Raw genomic sequence first — 14,853 nt, forward strand, 5'->3', positions numbered from 1 at the left:
CGTCCTCAACACAGAGAAGAACACCATGACCACAGGCAAGATCATGCTGGTGGGCCTCGGGCCCGGCAGCGTCGAGCACATGAGCGGGCGCGCGCGCGCCGCGATCGCCGAGGCCGACACCGTCATCGGCTACGTCACCTACATCCGCCTCGTCGCCGACCTCGTCGAAGGCAGGGAGGTGGTCAAGAAGTCGATGACCGAGGAACTCGACCGCGCGATCGAGGCACTCGACCGTGCGAAGCAGGGCAAGAAGGTCGCGCTGATCTCCTCGGGCGACGCGGGCGTGTACGGCATGGCCGGTCCGACCTTCGAGGTGCTGTTCCAGGCCGGATGGACCCCCGACTCGGATATCGAGGTCGAGATCATCCCCGGTGCCTCGGCGCTGAACACCTGCGCGGCGCTCGTCGGCGCGCCGCTGACACACGACTTCTGCGCGATCTCGCTGTCCGACCTGCTCACACCGTGGCCGGTGATCGCGCGCCGCCTCAACGCCGCGGCCGCCGCCGATTTCGTCGTCGCGCTGTACAACCCCAAGAGCGGCCGCCGCGCGCGCCAGATCGTCGAGGCCCAGCGCCTCTTCCTCGCGCACCGCCGTCCCGACACGCCGGTCGCGATCGTGAAGTCCGCCTACCGGCCGAAGCAGCGCATCGAATTCACGACGCTGGCGCAGATGACCGAGTGCGACATCGGCATGTTGAGCACGGTACTGATCGGCAACTCCAACACCTTCGTGCGCGACGGCCTGATGGTCACGCCGCGCGGCTACGCGAACAAGTACGATGTCGACACGGGCGACACGCGCGACGGCGAAAAAGCCGGCCGCTCCCTGTCGACCGGCCTCGACGGCTGGCTCGAAGCGCTCCGCACCAGCGGCGAGTCCGTCGAAGAACTCGCCCACCGCCACCGCCTACCCACCGACTACATCGCCGCAGCACTTGCGGACAGCAGCAACCACGAACCGGCCGACGCCGGCAAGGCGCTCGCATGAGCGTGAACCACAGGCCACGAAATCGCCTCTCCAGGCGGGATCAATAGACTCGGCCATACGCATCCGTACGTTTTCCATATGCATCAGTATGGACGCGACTATAATCGCGCCCGAATCGATACACAGATAGTCGAAGCCCGGGAGAGGAAGACATGAGCGTACATACCCAGTATCAGCAAAAAAAGGTGAGCCCCGCGGACGCCGCCGGCCTCGTGCAATCGGGCGACACCATCATCGTCCCGACCGGCGTCGGCGAACCGCCCACCCTGCTCGAAGCGCTGTCCGCACGCCGCCAGACCCTGGAAGGCGTCGTCGTCAGCCAGATCCTGCCGCTACGCAAATACGGCTATTTCGATCCCGAGACCGTCGCCAACGTGCGTCACAGCGCGTACTTCTTCGGCGGTGCCTCGCGCCCGGGCGGCCAGGCGGGCTGGGTGGACTTCATGCCCAACTACTTCTCCGAGATCCCGCAGCTCATCGACCGCGGCCTGACGCCCGCCGACGTCGTGTTCTCGATGGCCTCGCCGATGGACGAGCACGGCTACTTCGCGCTCTCGCTCGGGCCGGACTACACGATGGCCGCCGTGAAGAAGGCGCGCGCGGTGGTCCTCGAAGTCAATCCGAACGTCCCCTTCGCCTACGGCGACTGCCACGTGCACATCTCGCAGGTCGCGGCGCTGGTCGAGAGCGACGCCCCCATCCTCGAAGTCGGCCTGCCGACGATCGGGCCGGTGCAGGAAGCGATCGGCAAATATGTCGCCGACCTGATCGACGACGGCTCGACGCTGCAGATCGGCTACGGCGGCATCCCCGACGCCGTCGTGGTGCAGTTGAAGCACAAGCACGACCTCGGCATCCACACCGAGATGATCGGCGACGGCATCCTGTCCCTGATCGAATCGGGCGCCGTGACGAACCGCAAGAAGACACTCAAGCCCGGCAAGATGCTGGCGACCTTCGCGCTCGGCTCGAAGAAGCTGTACCAGTACATGCATCGCAACCCGACGCTCGAAATGCACCCCGTCGACGTCACCAACGACCCGTATTACGCCGCGCAGAACGACAATCTCGTCGCGATCAACGCGACGATGCAGGTCGACTTCCTCGGCCAGTGCGGCTCGGAAAGCCTCGGCCCCTCGCCCTACTCCGGCACCGGCGGCCAGGTTGACTTCGTGCGCGCGGCGAACCGCTCCAGGGGAGGCAAGGCCTTCATCGTGCTGCCGTCCACGGCGAAGGACGACACGATCTCGCGCATCGTGCCGACCCTCACCCCGGGCACGCACGTGACGACCAGCAAGAACGACATCAACTATGTCGTCACCGAATACGGCGTCGCCCAGCTGCGCGGCAAGACCGCCAAGCAGCGCTGCGAGGCCCTGATCGGCATCGCCCACCCGGACTTCCGCGGCGAACTGCGCGAAGCCGCGAAGCGCCTGAACCTGCTGTAAGAAACACCCCCGCGCACCAGCCCGCGGAGGGGCCTTCGCCCGGCGGGCTGCTGTGAGCGCCGTGGCGTAGCGGCCGCGGGGGAAACAAGGCGACGCATGTCTGAACCCGCGCAGCGGGCGAGTTTGCGTCGCCGCCCCCGCGGCCCGCTACGCCACGGAAAGCCGAAGGCTGCGAGCGTCTGCCCGACGGGGGAAGGCCCCTCCGCGCGCCCCCCCCCGCTCGCACGGATGCCGCACAATATCGCCCCATCAACGGCCATCCCGCGCCTCGCATGCAACGCCGCATCGCCCACCTCGACATGGACGCCTTCTTCGCGTCCGTCGAACTCCTGCGCTACCCGCAACTCGCCGGCCTCCCGGTCGTCGTCGGCGGACGGCGCGGCACGCTCGCGGGAGACAGGCTCGAGGACTTCCCCCGCCTGCGCGACTACGTCGGCCGCGGCGTCGCCACCACCGCGACCTACCCCGCCCGCGCGCTGGGCGTGCATTCGGGCATCGGTCTGATGAAGGCTGCGGCGCTCGCCCCCGACGCCATCCTGCTACCGGCCAACTTCGACGACTACATCCGCTACTCGCGCCTCTTCAAGGCCGCGGTCGCCGAGATCGCGCCGCTGATCGAGGATCGCGGCATCGACGAGATCTACATCGACCTCACCGAGGTGCCGGGCGAAACCGTCGAACTCGCCCAGCGCATCAAGGACGCCGTGCGCACCGCGACCGGGCTGTCGTGCTCCATCGGCGTCACGCCCAACAAGCTGCTTTCGAAGATCGCTTCCGACCTGCAGAAGCCCGATGGCCTCACGGTGCTCGACTACGCCGACATCCCCACGCGCATCTGGCCGCTCGCCGCGCGCAAGATCAACGGCATCGGCCCGCGCGCCGGCGAAAAGCTCGACGCGCTGGGCATCCACACCATCGGCGAACTCGCCGCCGCGGCGCCGGAAAAATTGATTGAGGAATTCGGTCAGCACTACGGCCACTGGCTCACCGAAGTCGCACACGGCCGCGACGAGCGTCCGGTCGTGATGGAGCGCGAAACCAAGTCGATCAGCCGCGAAACCACCTTCGAGCGCGACCTCGACGTGCGCGCCGACCGCGACACGCTCACCGACATCCTCGTGAAACTGTGCGACCGCGTCGCCGGCGACCTCAAGCGCAAGGGCTATGTCGGGCGCACGATAGGCCTCAAGCTGCGCTACGACGACTTCCGCACCGTGACGCGCGACATCACGATCGAACAGGCGACCGACGACGCGACGACGATCCTCGCCGCGGTGCGCAGCTGCCTCAAGCGCGTGCCGCTCGACCGCCGCCTGCGCCTGCTGGGCGTGCGCGTCGGCACCCTGCTGCCGCCCGGAGAGGCCGGCCCGCGCCCGCCGCTGCCGGGCGAGAACCTTCGCCTGTTCGATTGAGACCCGCCGGCATGGGCTCGGCCCCGCGTTGCCGAGCCCCCGCCGGCCGGGCGCTTAGCGTTGCGCCATCAGCGAGAAGGGATCGACGAGCGTGCCGTTGACCTTCAGCTGCCCGCCCTTGTACTCGAGCGACGACTTCACGATGCCCGCTTCGCGCTGCAACAGCCCCTGTGCGGCGTAGCCCGAGAGCAGCATCTCCATCGACTGCGCGTCGACCTGGAGATCCTGCGACGACGCCGCGCCGAGCCCCTGCAAGTCCGTCAGCAGCCGCTCGGGAATCGACATGCGCCCACTCAGCTCCAGCTTGGCCATGAGCGCCAGCGGATTGCCCAGATCTTCCGGCTGAAGATCGTTGCCCCGCAGGCGCGCCGCGACCTCGGCCTCGCCGTACGGGCTGCTGAAACTGACGCGATCCAGGCTGAACTCCGGCCCCTGCGCGAGCAAGGCCTTGGCCGGGCGCTCCATCGCGGCGAGCATCGCCTCGCCCTGCGCCTGCGGTGAGGACGCGGCGACATCCCCGCGGTATACCCCCATCACGGCGCGGCTCAGGTCCGCGAGACTGCGCGCATGCATGTGATTGAAACTGAGGTCGTAGTGCGCCGGCCCGAAGTTGCGATTGCCCACCTGCACGACCTCGGCCGCCATCTTCGCGTTGATGTCGACGAATTCGCCCTTCACGGGGACATTCACGTCGTAGGTCAGCCGCTTGAGCTGCATCGGGGCCACGGCTCCGCCCTGCTCGCCCGAGGCACCCTGCGGAACGAGTTTCAGCTCCGCCAGGGCGAACTTCTGCGTTCCGGCGAACAGGAAGGGCTCGTTGTCGAAAATGTGCCGCTGATCGACCTCCATGTGCAGGCCGGTCGCCGTCAGCCGCGAGCTGCCGTCTTCGATCTGCAGCCCCGGGACATCACCACGCAGCCGGTAATCGCGCAGGTCGCGGCCGAAGTCGACGGTCGCCGTGAGCCCTTGCCACGTCAGGCGCATGACCGCGCCGTTCTCGTCGTTCTGCTCGGCGACGAATTCGGGAATCTTCAGCGTGGCCGTGCCGCCGCCGGTGAAGCCATACACGGTGTTGAGCTCGAAGGGCTTGCGGTCGCCGAAGAGACGCGCGACCACCGCGCGGGCGGAGTCGTCGAGCACCAGTTCGGTGTCCGACACCGCCGCGGCGACCGTCGTCATGCCGGGGAAAGGTCCGTGGACGATTTCCGAACGCAGCGTGAAACGCACGGGCTCGACCGGCAGGGAAAGCAGCCCGTCGCCCGACGCTTCCGCCGCATCGCGCAGCAGTTCACCGTTGAGCTCGAACGTCACTGTCTCCGTCGAACGATACCAGCCGCGATCGAACTCGCGCGCGACGATCCGGAAGTGGGGCAGCTCGCCGAGCTTGCTGTACTGCGCATCGAGCGCGGTTTCGATCTGCTTGCCGAACACCCACGACGACGCGGGCAATGCCAGGCCCAACGCGGCCACGGCGACGACGATTCTGACGGGCTTGTTCATGTGTGCGGGACTTCGTGACAGGAGGGTGCCCGCGGGTCTGCGGGCACCCTCCTGTCCGTCCCGCTCACGCACCCGGCCGGTCAGGCGGGCACGCAATCCGGTGCGGGCAGGCAGAAACGCAGAGCCGGCAGCGGGCCGGGCTTGTCATGTTATATGCAAATCCGTGCCCGGAAAATGCCTTTATCATTCAAGCAGCCACTGGCGACCGGCGCCGCCTTACATCCGCTCGCCGCGCAGCGCGCGCAGGTGCCAGCCGAACACTTCCTCGAGCAGGTGCGGCGTCTGCTTGCCGGGCGAGAACTGCAGCGCGCGCTTGTAATAGTCCGACAGCGCCGGGCGGAAGTTCGGGTGCGCGCAGTTCTCGATGATCGCCTTCGCGCGCTGCTTGGGCGACAGTCCGCGCAGGTCGGCGAGCCCCTGCTCGGTGACCAGCACCTGCACGTCGTGCTCGGTATGGTCCACGTGCGAGGCCATCGGCACGATGCACGAGATCGCGCCGTTCTTCGCCTGCGACGGCGTCATGAAGATCGACAGGTACGCGTTGCGCGCGAAGTCGCCCGAGCCGCCGATACCGTTCATGATCTGCGAGCCCATCACGTGCGTCGAATTGACGTTGCCGTAGATGTCGGCCTCGATCATGCCGTTCATCGCGATCACGCCCAGGCGGCGGATCACTTCCGGGTGGTTGCTGATCTCCTGCGGGCGCAGGATGATGCGCTCGCGGTAGCGCGCGAGATCCGCGTTCAGCTCCGCCAGCGCCTCGTTGCTCAGCGAGAACGCCGTCGCCGACGCGCTCGCGAGCTTGCCGGATTTCAGCATCTCCAGCATGCCGTCCTGCAGCACCTCGGTATAAGCGGTCAGGTTCTCGAACGGCCCCTCGTTGAGGCCCGCCATCACCGCGTTCGCGATGTTGCCCACGCCCGACTGCAGCGGCAGCAGCTCGCGCGGCAGACGACCTTTCTTCACCTCGTACTGCAAGAATTCCAGGATGTGGCCGGCGATCTTCTTCGAGCTCTCGTCCGGCGGCGAGAACGCCGAGTTGCGGTCCGGCGCGTGCGTCTCGACGACCGCGATCACCTTCTCCGGGTCGCAACGCAGGTAGGGCTCGCCGATGCGGTCCGAACTGCGCACGAGCGGGATCGGCTGGCGGTTCGGCGGCAGCTGCGTGCCGTACCAGATGTCGTGCATGCCTTCGAGCTGGCTGCTCTGCCACGAATTGACCTCGAGGATCACCTTGTCGGCCTGGTCCAGCCAGGTCTTGTTGTTGCCGATCGACGACGACGGGATCAGGCGCCCGTCCTCGAGGATGCCGGCGACCTCGACCACCGCGACGTCGAGCTTGCCGAGGAAACCGAACCACACGAACTGCGCGACGTGCGACAGGTGGATGTCGATGTACTCCATCTCGCCGGCATTGATGCGCTTGCGGCAGGTCGGATCCGACTGGTAGGGCAGGCGCATCTCGATGCCGTCGACCATCGCCAGCGCGCCATCGAGGTCGGGCGCGGTCGAGGCACCCGTCCACACGCCGATCTTGAAGCGCTTGCCGTTCACGTTCGCGTCCATGATGCGTTTGGCGAGCGCCGACGGCACGGCTTTCGGGTAGCCCGCGCCGGTGAAGCCGCTCATGCCCACGTTCATGCCCGACTGGATCAGGCTCGCCGCCTCGTTGGCGGACATGACCTTGCTGCGCAGCGCCGCACAATGGATGCGGTTTTCTTTGTTCATGTGACTCACGACTCCACGAAAACGGGACGCCGACATTCCGGCGCAAACGACCGCCCGGGGAAGGAGTCCGCAAACCTGACCTGCATGGAATCCGGTGCCGGAACGGCATGGCCAAGGCGCGGCGCTGGAAGCGGCCGCGCAAGCAATGCGCGCCACCGGTAACCCGATGGCGCGCATTCCGATCAATCGACGATTCCCGGCGGTGAAGGAGGGAGGAGGACCGCCGGACACCACGATGGATGTGAAGCGCAGTCTAGGCAGCGGCTGGCCCGGCGACAAACGACGGTTTATGATGCAACGGATTAGAAGAACTTAACTATCGACGATGAGCTACCGCCTGCCCGGCCTCGCCCTGCTGCGCACCTTCGAAGCCGCCGCGCGCCACCTGAGCTTCAAGCAGGCCGCAGCCGAGCTGTGCGTGACCCCCGCGGCCGTCAGCCAGCAGATCAAGGCGCTGGAAGACTGGCTCGGCGTGCCCTTGTTCCGCCGCATGACGCGCGCGCTGGCGCTCACCGAGCACGGCCACGCGATGCAGCCCAAGGTGCGCGAAGGCTTCGACTGCTTCGCCGCGGCCATCGAGAGCACGCGCCAGGCGGTCGCCGGTCCGCTCACGGTGATCGCGCCGCCCTCCTTCGCGAGCCACTGGCTGGTGCCCCACCTCGCCGGCTTCACCCGCGCGCACCCGGAAGTCTCACTGCAGCTGTCGAGCACCGCCGACACCGTGGACCGCCGCGGCCAGGCGGCCGTCGTCGCCGCGCTCGCCGTCGACCCGCGCGACGCCGAGAGCAAGGTCGCCATCCTGTACGGCACCGGCAGCTATCCCGGCCATGTCATCGACCGCCTCTTCGCCCCGGACTACGTCCCGGTGTGCGCGCCCGCGCTGCTGCGCGGCGACAACGCGCTGCGCACGCCGGCCGACCTCGCGCGCCACGTGCTGATCCACGACGACACCCTGCGCGACGCCGGCCCCGGCATCGCGCGCTCCGGCTGGGGGCTGTGGCTGGAGCGCGCGGGCGTCGCGGGCGTCGATCCGGCCCGCGGCCCGCGCTTCGCCAACGCCGCGCTGGCGCTCTCCGCGGTGCTCGCCGGCCAGGGCGTCACGCTCGCGTCGCGTTCGCTGATCGAATCGCGGGTGGCCGAAGGCAGCCTCGCGATCCCCTTCGACATACCGCTGCCCTCACCCTTCGCCTATTATCTGGTCATGCACGAGGCGATCGCGCGGCGCCCGGCCGTCGCCGCCTTCCGCACCTGGCTCACGGCCGAAGCCGCGGCCCAGGCCGCCTGACCCGAGCACAGCGACAATGAAAGCGATCCTCACCGGACACACCCAAGGACTCGGCGCCGCGATCGCCGAAGAGCTCCTCGCCCGCACCATCCCCGTGCTGGGCCTCGCACGGCACGCAAACGACGCCCTCGCCGAGCGCTATCCCGACGACCTCTCGCAGGTGCGCATCGACCTCGCCGACACCGACGTCGTCACGGACTGGCTCGCCGGCGAGACGCTGCGCAGCTTCCTCGCCAACTGCTCGCAGGCGCTGCTCATCAACAACGCCGGCATGCTGCAGCCGGTCGGCCAGCTCGACGTCCTGCCGCCGGAAGCGATCGCGCGTGCCATCGCGCTCAACACCGCGACCCCGCTGATGCTCGCCAGCGCCTTCACCGCCGCCAGCACCGAGGTCGCGGACCGGCGCATCCTGCATGTATCCAGCGGCGCCGCGCGCAGCGCCTATGCCGGATGGAGCGTGTATTGCGCCTCCAAGGCCGCGCTCGACCAGCACGCGCGCGCTGCCGCGATGGACGGCACGCCCGGCCTGAGCATCTGCAGCCTCGCCCCCGGCGTGGTCGATACCGCGATGCAGGCCGAAATCCGCGCGATCTCCGAAGACCGCTTCCCCGTGCGCGCACGCTTCGAAGCGCTCAAGCGCGATGGCGCCCTCGCCCGCCCCGACGAATGCGCGTTCCGGCTCGTGAACTACCTGCTCGGCGACGAATTCGGCCAGGCCGCGACGGCCGACCTGCGCCAGCTCGCACCCTGACCCCTCTTTCACTGCACAGGAATACGCCATGCTGATGACCACCACGCCCACCGTCGAAGGCAGGACCATCCGCGCCTACCACGGCGTCGTCACCGGGGAAGCCATCATCGGCGCGAACTTCCTGAAGGACATGTTCGCCGCCGTGCGCGATTTCGTCGGCGGACGCTCGGGCGCCTACGAGAAGACGCTGCGCTCGGCGCGCGAGACCGCTTTCGAGGAAATGGCCGAAGCCGCGGAAAAACTGGGCGCCAACGCCATCGTCGGCATCGACCTCGACTACGAGGTCCTCGGCGAGAACAACGGCATGCTGATGGTGGCCGTCAGCGGCACCGCCGTGACGATCGTGTAACCGCACCGGCAGGCGCGGACGTAGCCTTACCGTGGGAGCGGCTTCAGCCGCGAATCGGCGTCGAACGAAGCCGCGCGGCTCAATTCGCGGCTGAAGCCGCTCCTACAAGGAAAACAGCTCAGCCCCCATCCATACCCTCAGCGCTCGGCCAGCACCAGCCGCGCCGCGAGCCCCAGGAACACCAACCCCGCCGACTTGTTCAGCACGCGCCGCGCGGTCGCCGAACTGCGCAGGCGCTGTCCGATCGACGCCGCGAAGAGCGCGATCGCGCCGAAGGTCAGCAGCGTCGCGACGATGAACACGAAGCCCAGCCACATCACCTGCAGCGCCACCGGCGCCGCGCCGGCTTCGACGAACTGCGGCAGGAAGGCGAGGAAGAACAGGATCACCTTCGGGTTGGTCAGGTTCATGACGATCCCACGCACATACATGCGCCAGCCGTCCGGCGCCACCTCGCCGACGGCCGGATCGCCCCCGTCGGGCGCAGTCAGCACCTGCCACGCAAGCCACGCCAGATAGGCGGCACCGACGAATTTCAGCACCGTGAAAGCCGTTGGCGACGCCGCGAACACCGCCGCCAGGCCCACGGCGACCGCCGCGGTGTGCCCCAACAGGCCCGTGCACAGCCCCAGAACGACCAGCATCCCTGCCCTGCGTCCGCGCATCGCCGACTGCATCAGCACGAACAGGTTGTCCGGGCCCGGCGCCGCGCCGAGCAACACCGACACGGCAAAGAACGCGAGGGTGGTTTCGACCGAGGTCATGGCCGTTCGGCCCGCCAAGATGCCGGCCGGGATCCGGACGCGCCGGCGCTCACAGCAGCCCGGCCACGATGCGCGGCGCCGTGGCCGCGAGGTTCTCGGCGCTGCGCACCTCGGGGAAGCGCTGCCGCGCCCGCCGCCCGTTCACGGCGTAATCGACGCCGAAGCAGTCCATCCCGAGCAGATGCGTACCGGCCGGCACGCTGCCGGCGAGTTGCTGCAGCAGATCCGCCTCCGTCGCTTCCGGCAGCACGGGCAGCCCGGCCCAGCGCTCGTCCTCGATCCAGCCCATCTTTCCCGGGCCGCCGATATAGCGGATGCGCTTCGGCTGCAGGCGGAAGAAGGCGAAATCGAGTTCCAGGTACTGCTTCGCGTCGGGCTGATAGCGCAGGTAGCGCGCAAGCAGCTCCGCCGACGGTTCGAAGCGCTCGACGTCGCCGATCAGCGTCATGCGCACCCCGGCCTGGACGCTGCCGTTCTCGGTGCCGACCACCGAAAGACTCGCGCGCGGGTCCGCGAGCAGGTTCTTCGTGTGCTCGGCGAGCAGGCTGACGCAAAACAGCGGACGCTGTGCCGCATCCACGACACAGGGCAGCGCCGTCGCGTAGGGGTAGCCCGCGAGCTGCGTCGAATGCGTCGCCAGCGTGGCGTGAGCGGCTTCGTGCAGCAGGTGGATGGCGGGAACGACGGTGATCTTCATGCCTGCCACTGTGTCGCGCCCGCCTGCCGCCGTCAATGAACAATTTCTGCTCCCGACGGAAAATCGCCGCCTTGCCCGCCTAGCGCTTGACCTCGAGCAACTCGACGACAAAGGTCAGCGTGCTGTTGGGCGGAATCGTCCCGGGGATCCCGCGCGCGCCATAGGCCGTCTGCGGCGGACAGGTGATGCGCACCGCCCCGCCCGGCTTCATCAGCTGCAGCACCTCGGTCCAGCACGGAATCACGCCATTGACCGGGAATTCCGCCGGCTGCCCGCGGCCGTACGAGCTGTCGAACTCCCGCCCGTTCGCGAGCGTGCCCTGGTAATGCACGCGCACGACGTCCGTCTTGGTCGGCGCAGCGCCCGTCCCCTCCTTGTAGCGCTCCACCGTCACGCCGGACGGCAGGGTCTCCGCCGCCGGGCCGGCAGCGTGGGCGGCTAACGAGAAACAGGCAAGTACAAGTGCGGAGAACAGGCGCATCACGTGGCTCCAATTACGGCTGGCTATTCCAGCCAGTCAAAGTAGAAAACTCGACACCGGCAGCGGATCTCGCTCTGGCATCGTCCCGGCAATCATCGTCGAAAAACGACACTTCCGTCTCGACCCGCGTACACGACCGCGTCAGCGACTCCGCTCGCGCGCGATGCACCTCGTCAGCTGCCCCTTCGGCACGCATTGAATCCTGCGCAGAAGCTCGACGGAGACGTCATCCACCTCGTGACGTTCACGCAGCTCATCTTCCAGGCGCAGCAGGAGGCTCGCCGCCATTTCTGCATCGGCCAAAGCCCGGTGGTAGCGGCCCGCCACCGGCAGATTCGCATACTCGACCAGTGCACCCAGCTTGTGGCTCGGCGCCAGCGGAAAAATTCGGCGCGACAGCAGCAACGAGCAGACGAACTCCTGCCGCCTGCGTCGCTCGATCCGCGCCAGCTCGGCATCCCAGAATTTGCAGTCGAACGAAGCGTTGTGGGCGACCAAGGGATGGTCGCCCACAAAGTCCGCCACCTCCCGCATCACCTGCGCCGCCGGCGGCGCACGCCGAACCATCTCGTTGGAGATTCCGGTCAGCGACTCGATGAAGGACGGAATGCGCACGCCCGCGTTCATCAGACTCTGGTAGCGGTCGACGATCTTGCCGTCCTCCAGAATCACTGCCGCGACTTCCGTTGCACGGTCACCTTGCGCCGGCGACAGACCCGTCGTTTCAAAGTCGATTACCGCGACGACTTCCATGACCCCATTCCCTCAAGCTGGATTCACAGGGCCGTGGCCCGACACTTCTCGCACACCTCCCACGGCGGGCAATCACACACCCGAGGATGCTCGACGTAGTGACTGCCGACCTGGACCTTGCCTGACGAGTCCTGATTCCTGGCCGAAGCGCTCCTCTGCGTCCGCCCGTCATCAGCAGACGTCTCGTGAGGCGTTGGCGACCACCTGGAAAACGGGCCCAAGTCTTCCTTGCCCTCGATGTACCAGATCTTCCGCCCAGCATCCCACCGCGCACCAAGCTTCTTGGCTTCGTCCTTTTCCGCGAAGGGGACCTTCAGGTTCAGCCTCATCTTGCTCCCACGCCGAGGGTTACGGGCGGCCATTATATGTTGCGTCACCGCTGATCAGGTCGCTGCAGTCAAGTGGCCCGTGGAGCCGTCCGCCGTCGTTACATTTCGCTTGAATGTCATCGGTGGCAGGCTATGTTGAATCAATGACGTGACGAGCGAGTCTCTTCGGCCAGAACGACGAATCAACTTCTCTCCGCTACGCAGCCAATGTCAGGGGTCGGTTATGACCACCAAACGCGAATTCCTGAGAATCAGTACGCTGGCTGGCGCGGGGACTTTCCTCTTCACCAAGTTCGGGTTCATCCGGCGTGCCTTTGCCGCGATACCGGGTGGTACGCTGGATCCCGCGTCAATCACGAAATACGCCATGCCATTGGTCATCCCGCCGGCGATGCCCAAGACAAGCGGCGGGCGAGTCGACTACTACGAGATCGCTGTCCGGCAGTTCCAGCAACAGATCCTGCCTACCCCCCTGCCCCTTACGACGGTATGGAGTTACGGCTCGGCCAACCACCCGGAAACGTTCAATTACCCGGCCTTCACCATCGAAGCCAGGTACGGCAGGCCGGTCCGGGTCAAGTGGATCAACGACCTGAAAGACGCCAACGGCAACTTCCTTCCCCACCTTCTGGCGGTGGATCCGACTCTCCATTGGGCCAACCCCGCGGGCGGCGCCGCGGAGCGGGACATGCGCCCGAGTTTCGCGAGTACGCCGGGACCCTATACCGGCCCGGTCCCGATCGTGACCCATCTGCACGGGGGGCACAGCGCCCAGGAAAGCGACGGCTATGCCGAGGCCTGGTACCTGCCTGCGGCGAACGACATCCCCGCGGGCTTCGCCAACGAGGGCACGTGGTACGAGTCCCTCAAGAGCGAGTTCGCCAGCAAGTTCGGCGAGGTCTGGGAGACTGGCACTGCGACGTTCCAATATGAGAACGATCAACGGGCGAGCACGTTCTGGTATCACGACCATACGCTGGGCATGACCCGTCTGAACGTCTATGCGGGCCCCGCCGGGTTCTATCTCCTGCGCCGCGGACCGAGCGATCTGCCGGACCCGGTTCTCCCCGGTCCGGCCCCGGAGGTGGGGGCGGACCCCTTCGGGAGATTCTATGAGATCCCCATCGCGATCCAGGACCGCTCCTTCAACGCGGATGGCTCGCTGTTCTACCCGAGTACCCGCGAGTTCTTCGACGGCTTCGCGGGGCCCTATATCCCGGTCAGCGATGTCCCGCCGATCTGGAACCCGGAGTTCTTCGGCAACACCATGGTGGTCAACGGGCGCACCTGGCCCCATCTGGAGATCGAGCCACGCCGCTACCGCTTCCGCGTCCTGAATGGCTGCAATTCGCGCTTCCTGATCCTGAAAATCGTCACCGACCCGTCTGCGACGCGGCCGGCGACTGCGGCGCGCCCCTTCTGGCAGATTGGCGCGGCGGGCGGGTTCCTGCCCGCGCCGGTCGAGATCGATTACCTCCTGATGGCCCCCTCGGACCGGGCCGACGTCATCGTCGACTTCACCGGCCTCGCGGTCGGTACCGAGTTGCACCTCATCAACGAGGGCCCCGACGAGCCCTTCGGCGGCGGCACGCCCGGCACGGATTTCGACGCAGCGGATCCCGACACGACCGGTCAAGTCATGAAGCTCGTGGTGGTGCCGCTAAGCAGCAAGGACAACAGCCAGGACCCCGCACGGCTGACCTTGCCGGCATTCAGACCACTTGGGCTGGCAAGCACGACACGGAAGGTGTCGCTCAACGAAAAAGCCAGTTCCTTCCCCGGATTTGACGGCCCCGTCGAAGCGGAGCTGGGCACGCTCGACAGCGCCGGCAATCCGGTCCCGGGGGATTGGGACGATGCGATCACCGAGAACCCGGCGCTCGGTTCGATCGAGATCTGGGAGCTCTACAACTTCACCGAGGACGCGCACCCCATTCACATTCACGAGGTGCAGTTCCAGGTGCTGAATCGCCAGCCGATCGATGACGGTGAGGCCCGCTCGCCGGAGAGCTGGGAGACGGGCTTCCAGGACTCCGTCATCGCCTATCCGGGCGAAATCACGCGAATCAAGGCCCTGTTCGATCTGCCTGGCCTCTACGTCTGGCATTGCCACATCGTCGAGCACGAGGACAACGAGATGATGCGCCCGTACTTTATCGGCCCGAATCCGCCGACGACTTGATCGATGCGATGAAATTGGCCGCGCTTAGGAGCGGCCGACAGGTGGCCGTCGCCGCTGGCGTTCGGCTGCATGCAACTCAGGCACCCGGTCACCGTGTTGCCGGTTTTCACGAATTAGCAAAGAAACGCCCGACAATTCGGGCGTTTCTTTGATGCAATCAAGTTTTCGACTTTAATGCCCAGTTCT

General features: G+C 67.0%; 14 protein-coding genes. 7 read left to right on the forward strand and 7 right to left on the reverse strand.

What is annotated here, in order from left to right:
* Positions 1–25 precede the first annotated feature (25 nt).
* From cobJ to dinB, 3 genes are all read left to right on the forward strand, one after another.
* Entirely contained in the window at positions 26–988 is a 963-nt protein-coding gene (cobJ, locus tag AzCIB_RS20700; protein WP_083447084.1) for a precorrin-3B C(17)-methyltransferase, read from the forward strand.
* 152 nt (positions 989–1,140) lie between these two features.
* The gene (locus AzCIB_RS20705; protein WP_050417627.1) at positions 1,141–2,436 is read left to right on the forward strand and encodes an acetyl-CoA hydrolase/transferase family protein; all 1,296 of its coding nucleotides are present in this window, start codon (positions 1,141–1,143) and stop codon (positions 2,434–2,436) included.
* 272 nt (positions 2,437–2,708) lie between these two features.
* On the forward strand, positions 2,709–3,848 hold the full coding sequence (dinB, locus tag AzCIB_RS20710; RefSeq protein ID WP_050417628.1) for a DNA polymerase IV: 1,140 nt from the start codon (positions 2,709–2,711) through the stop codon (positions 3,846–3,848).
* Between the two features lie 54 nt (positions 3,849–3,902).
* Here dinB and AzCIB_RS20715 read toward each other — a convergent pair whose 3' ends face one another.
* Entirely contained in the window at positions 3,903–5,348 is a 1,446-nt protein-coding gene (locus tag AzCIB_RS20715) for a YdgA family protein (protein WP_050417629.1), read from the reverse strand.
* 216 nt (positions 5,349–5,564) lie between these two features.
* A complete protein-coding gene (gene scpC, locus AzCIB_RS20720; RefSeq protein ID WP_050417630.1) occupies positions 5,565–7,076 on the reverse strand; it encodes a succinyl-CoA:acetate CoA-transferase ScpC in 1,512 nt (503 codons plus the stop codon).
* 325 nt (positions 7,077–7,401) lie between these two features.
* Here scpC and gcvA point away from each other — a divergent pair, with 325 nt between their 5' ends.
* The 3 genes from gcvA to AzCIB_RS20735 are packed head-to-tail and all read left to right on the forward strand — an operon-like array spanning position 7,402 to position 9,461.
* On the forward strand, positions 7,402–8,361 hold the full coding sequence (gene gcvA / locus AzCIB_RS20725; RefSeq protein ID WP_050417631.1) for a transcriptional regulator GcvA: 960 nt from the start codon (positions 7,402–7,404) through the stop codon (positions 8,359–8,361).
* Positions 8,362–8,377: 16 nt separating this feature from the next.
* Positions 8,378–9,112, forward strand: coding sequence for an SDR family oxidoreductase (locus AzCIB_RS20730; protein ID WP_050417632.1), 735 nt, complete (start codon positions 8,378–8,380; stop codon positions 9,110–9,112).
* 28 nt (positions 9,113–9,140) lie between these two features.
* Positions 9,141–9,461, forward strand: a complete 321-nt coding sequence (locus AzCIB_RS20735; RefSeq protein WP_050417633.1) for a heavy metal-binding domain-containing protein — start codon at positions 9,141–9,143, stop codon at positions 9,459–9,461.
* A gap of 137 nt (positions 9,462–9,598) precedes the next feature.
* Here the strand turns inward: AzCIB_RS20735 and AzCIB_RS20740 are convergent, their stop codons facing one another.
* From AzCIB_RS20740 to AzCIB_RS24760, 5 genes are all read right to left on the reverse strand, one after another.
* Positions 9,599–10,225, reverse strand: a complete 627-nt coding sequence (locus tag AzCIB_RS20740) for a LysE family translocator (RefSeq protein WP_050417634.1) — start codon at positions 10,223–10,225, stop codon at positions 9,599–9,601.
* Positions 10,226–10,274: 49 nt separating this feature from the next.
* Entirely contained in the window at positions 10,275–10,922 is a 648-nt protein-coding gene (locus AzCIB_RS20745; RefSeq protein WP_050417635.1) for a HugZ family pyridoxamine 5'-phosphate oxidase, read from the reverse strand.
* A 79-nt stretch (positions 10,923–11,001) separates the two neighbouring features.
* A complete protein-coding gene (locus AzCIB_RS20750) occupies positions 11,002–11,403 on the reverse strand; it encodes an FKBP-type peptidyl-prolyl cis-trans isomerase (protein WP_050417636.1) in 402 nt (133 codons plus the stop codon).
* 141 nt (positions 11,404–11,544) lie between these two features.
* On the reverse strand, positions 11,545–12,156 hold the full coding sequence (locus AzCIB_RS20755; protein ID WP_050417637.1) for a 3'-5' exonuclease: 612 nt from the start codon (positions 12,154–12,156) through the stop codon (positions 11,545–11,547).
* 23 nt (positions 12,157–12,179) lie between these two features.
* On the reverse strand, positions 12,180–12,518 hold the full coding sequence (locus tag AzCIB_RS24760) for a DUF5710 domain-containing protein (RefSeq protein ID WP_353611528.1): 339 nt from the start codon (positions 12,516–12,518) through the stop codon (positions 12,180–12,182).
* 190 nt (positions 12,519–12,708) lie between these two features.
* Between AzCIB_RS24760 and AzCIB_RS20765 the strand changes: the two genes are divergently transcribed.
* On the forward strand, positions 12,709–14,667 hold the full coding sequence (locus AzCIB_RS20765; RefSeq protein ID WP_050417639.1) for a multicopper oxidase family protein: 1,959 nt from the start codon (positions 12,709–12,711) through the stop codon (positions 14,665–14,667).
* Positions 14,668–14,853 lie beyond the last annotated feature (186 nt).

Source organism: Azoarcus sp. CIB (assembly GCF_001190925.1).
Taxonomy (GTDB): domain Bacteria; phylum Pseudomonadota; class Gammaproteobacteria; order Burkholderiales; family Rhodocyclaceae; genus Aromatoleum.

What these genes read in the sequence shown, in the direction of transcription:
- cobJ (WP_083447084.1), top strand. Translation starts at nt 26, where the DNA reads ATGACCACAGGCAAGATCATGCTGGTGGGCCTCGGGCCCGGCAGCGTC.
- AzCIB_RS20705 (WP_050417627.1), top strand. Translation starts at nt 1,141, where the DNA reads ATGAGCGTACATACCCAGTATCAGCAAAAAAAGGTGAGCCCCGCGGAC.
- dinB (WP_050417628.1), top strand. Translation starts at nt 2,709, where the DNA reads ATGCAACGCCGCATCGCCCACCTCGACATGGACGCCTTCTTCGCGTCC.
- AzCIB_RS20715 (WP_050417629.1), bottom strand. Translation starts at nt 5,348, where the DNA reads ATGAACAAGCCCGTCAGAATCGTCGTCGCCGTGGCCGCGTTGGGCCTG.
- scpC (WP_050417630.1), bottom strand. Translation starts at nt 7,076, where the DNA reads ATGAACAAAGAAAACCGCATCCATTGTGCGGCGCTGCGCAGCAAGGTC.
- gcvA (WP_050417631.1), top strand. Translation starts at nt 7,402, where the DNA reads ATGAGCTACCGCCTGCCCGGCCTCGCCCTGCTGCGCACCTTCGAAGCC.
- AzCIB_RS20730 (WP_050417632.1), top strand. Translation starts at nt 8,378, where the DNA reads ATGAAAGCGATCCTCACCGGACACACCCAAGGACTCGGCGCCGCGATC.
- AzCIB_RS20735 (WP_050417633.1), top strand. Translation starts at nt 9,141, where the DNA reads ATGCTGATGACCACCACGCCCACCGTCGAAGGCAGGACCATCCGCGCC.
- AzCIB_RS20740 (WP_050417634.1), bottom strand. Translation starts at nt 10,225, where the DNA reads ATGACCTCGGTCGAAACCACCCTCGCGTTCTTTGCCGTGTCGGTGTTG.
- AzCIB_RS20745 (WP_050417635.1), bottom strand. Translation starts at nt 10,922, where the DNA reads ATGAAGATCACCGTCGTTCCCGCCATCCACCTGCTGCACGAAGCCGCT.
- AzCIB_RS20750 (WP_050417636.1), bottom strand. Translation starts at nt 11,403, where the DNA reads ATGCGCCTGTTCTCCGCACTTGTACTTGCCTGTTTCTCGTTAGCCGCC.
- AzCIB_RS20755 (WP_050417637.1), bottom strand. Translation starts at nt 12,156, where the DNA reads ATGGAAGTCGTCGCGGTAATCGACTTTGAAACGACGGGTCTGTCGCCG.
- AzCIB_RS24760 (WP_353611528.1), bottom strand. Translation starts at nt 12,518, where the DNA reads ATGGCCGCCCGTAACCCTCGGCGTGGGAGCAAGATGAGGCTGAACCTG.
- AzCIB_RS20765 (WP_050417639.1), top strand. Translation starts at nt 12,709, where the DNA reads ATGACCACCAAACGCGAATTCCTGAGAATCAGTACGCTGGCTGGCGCG.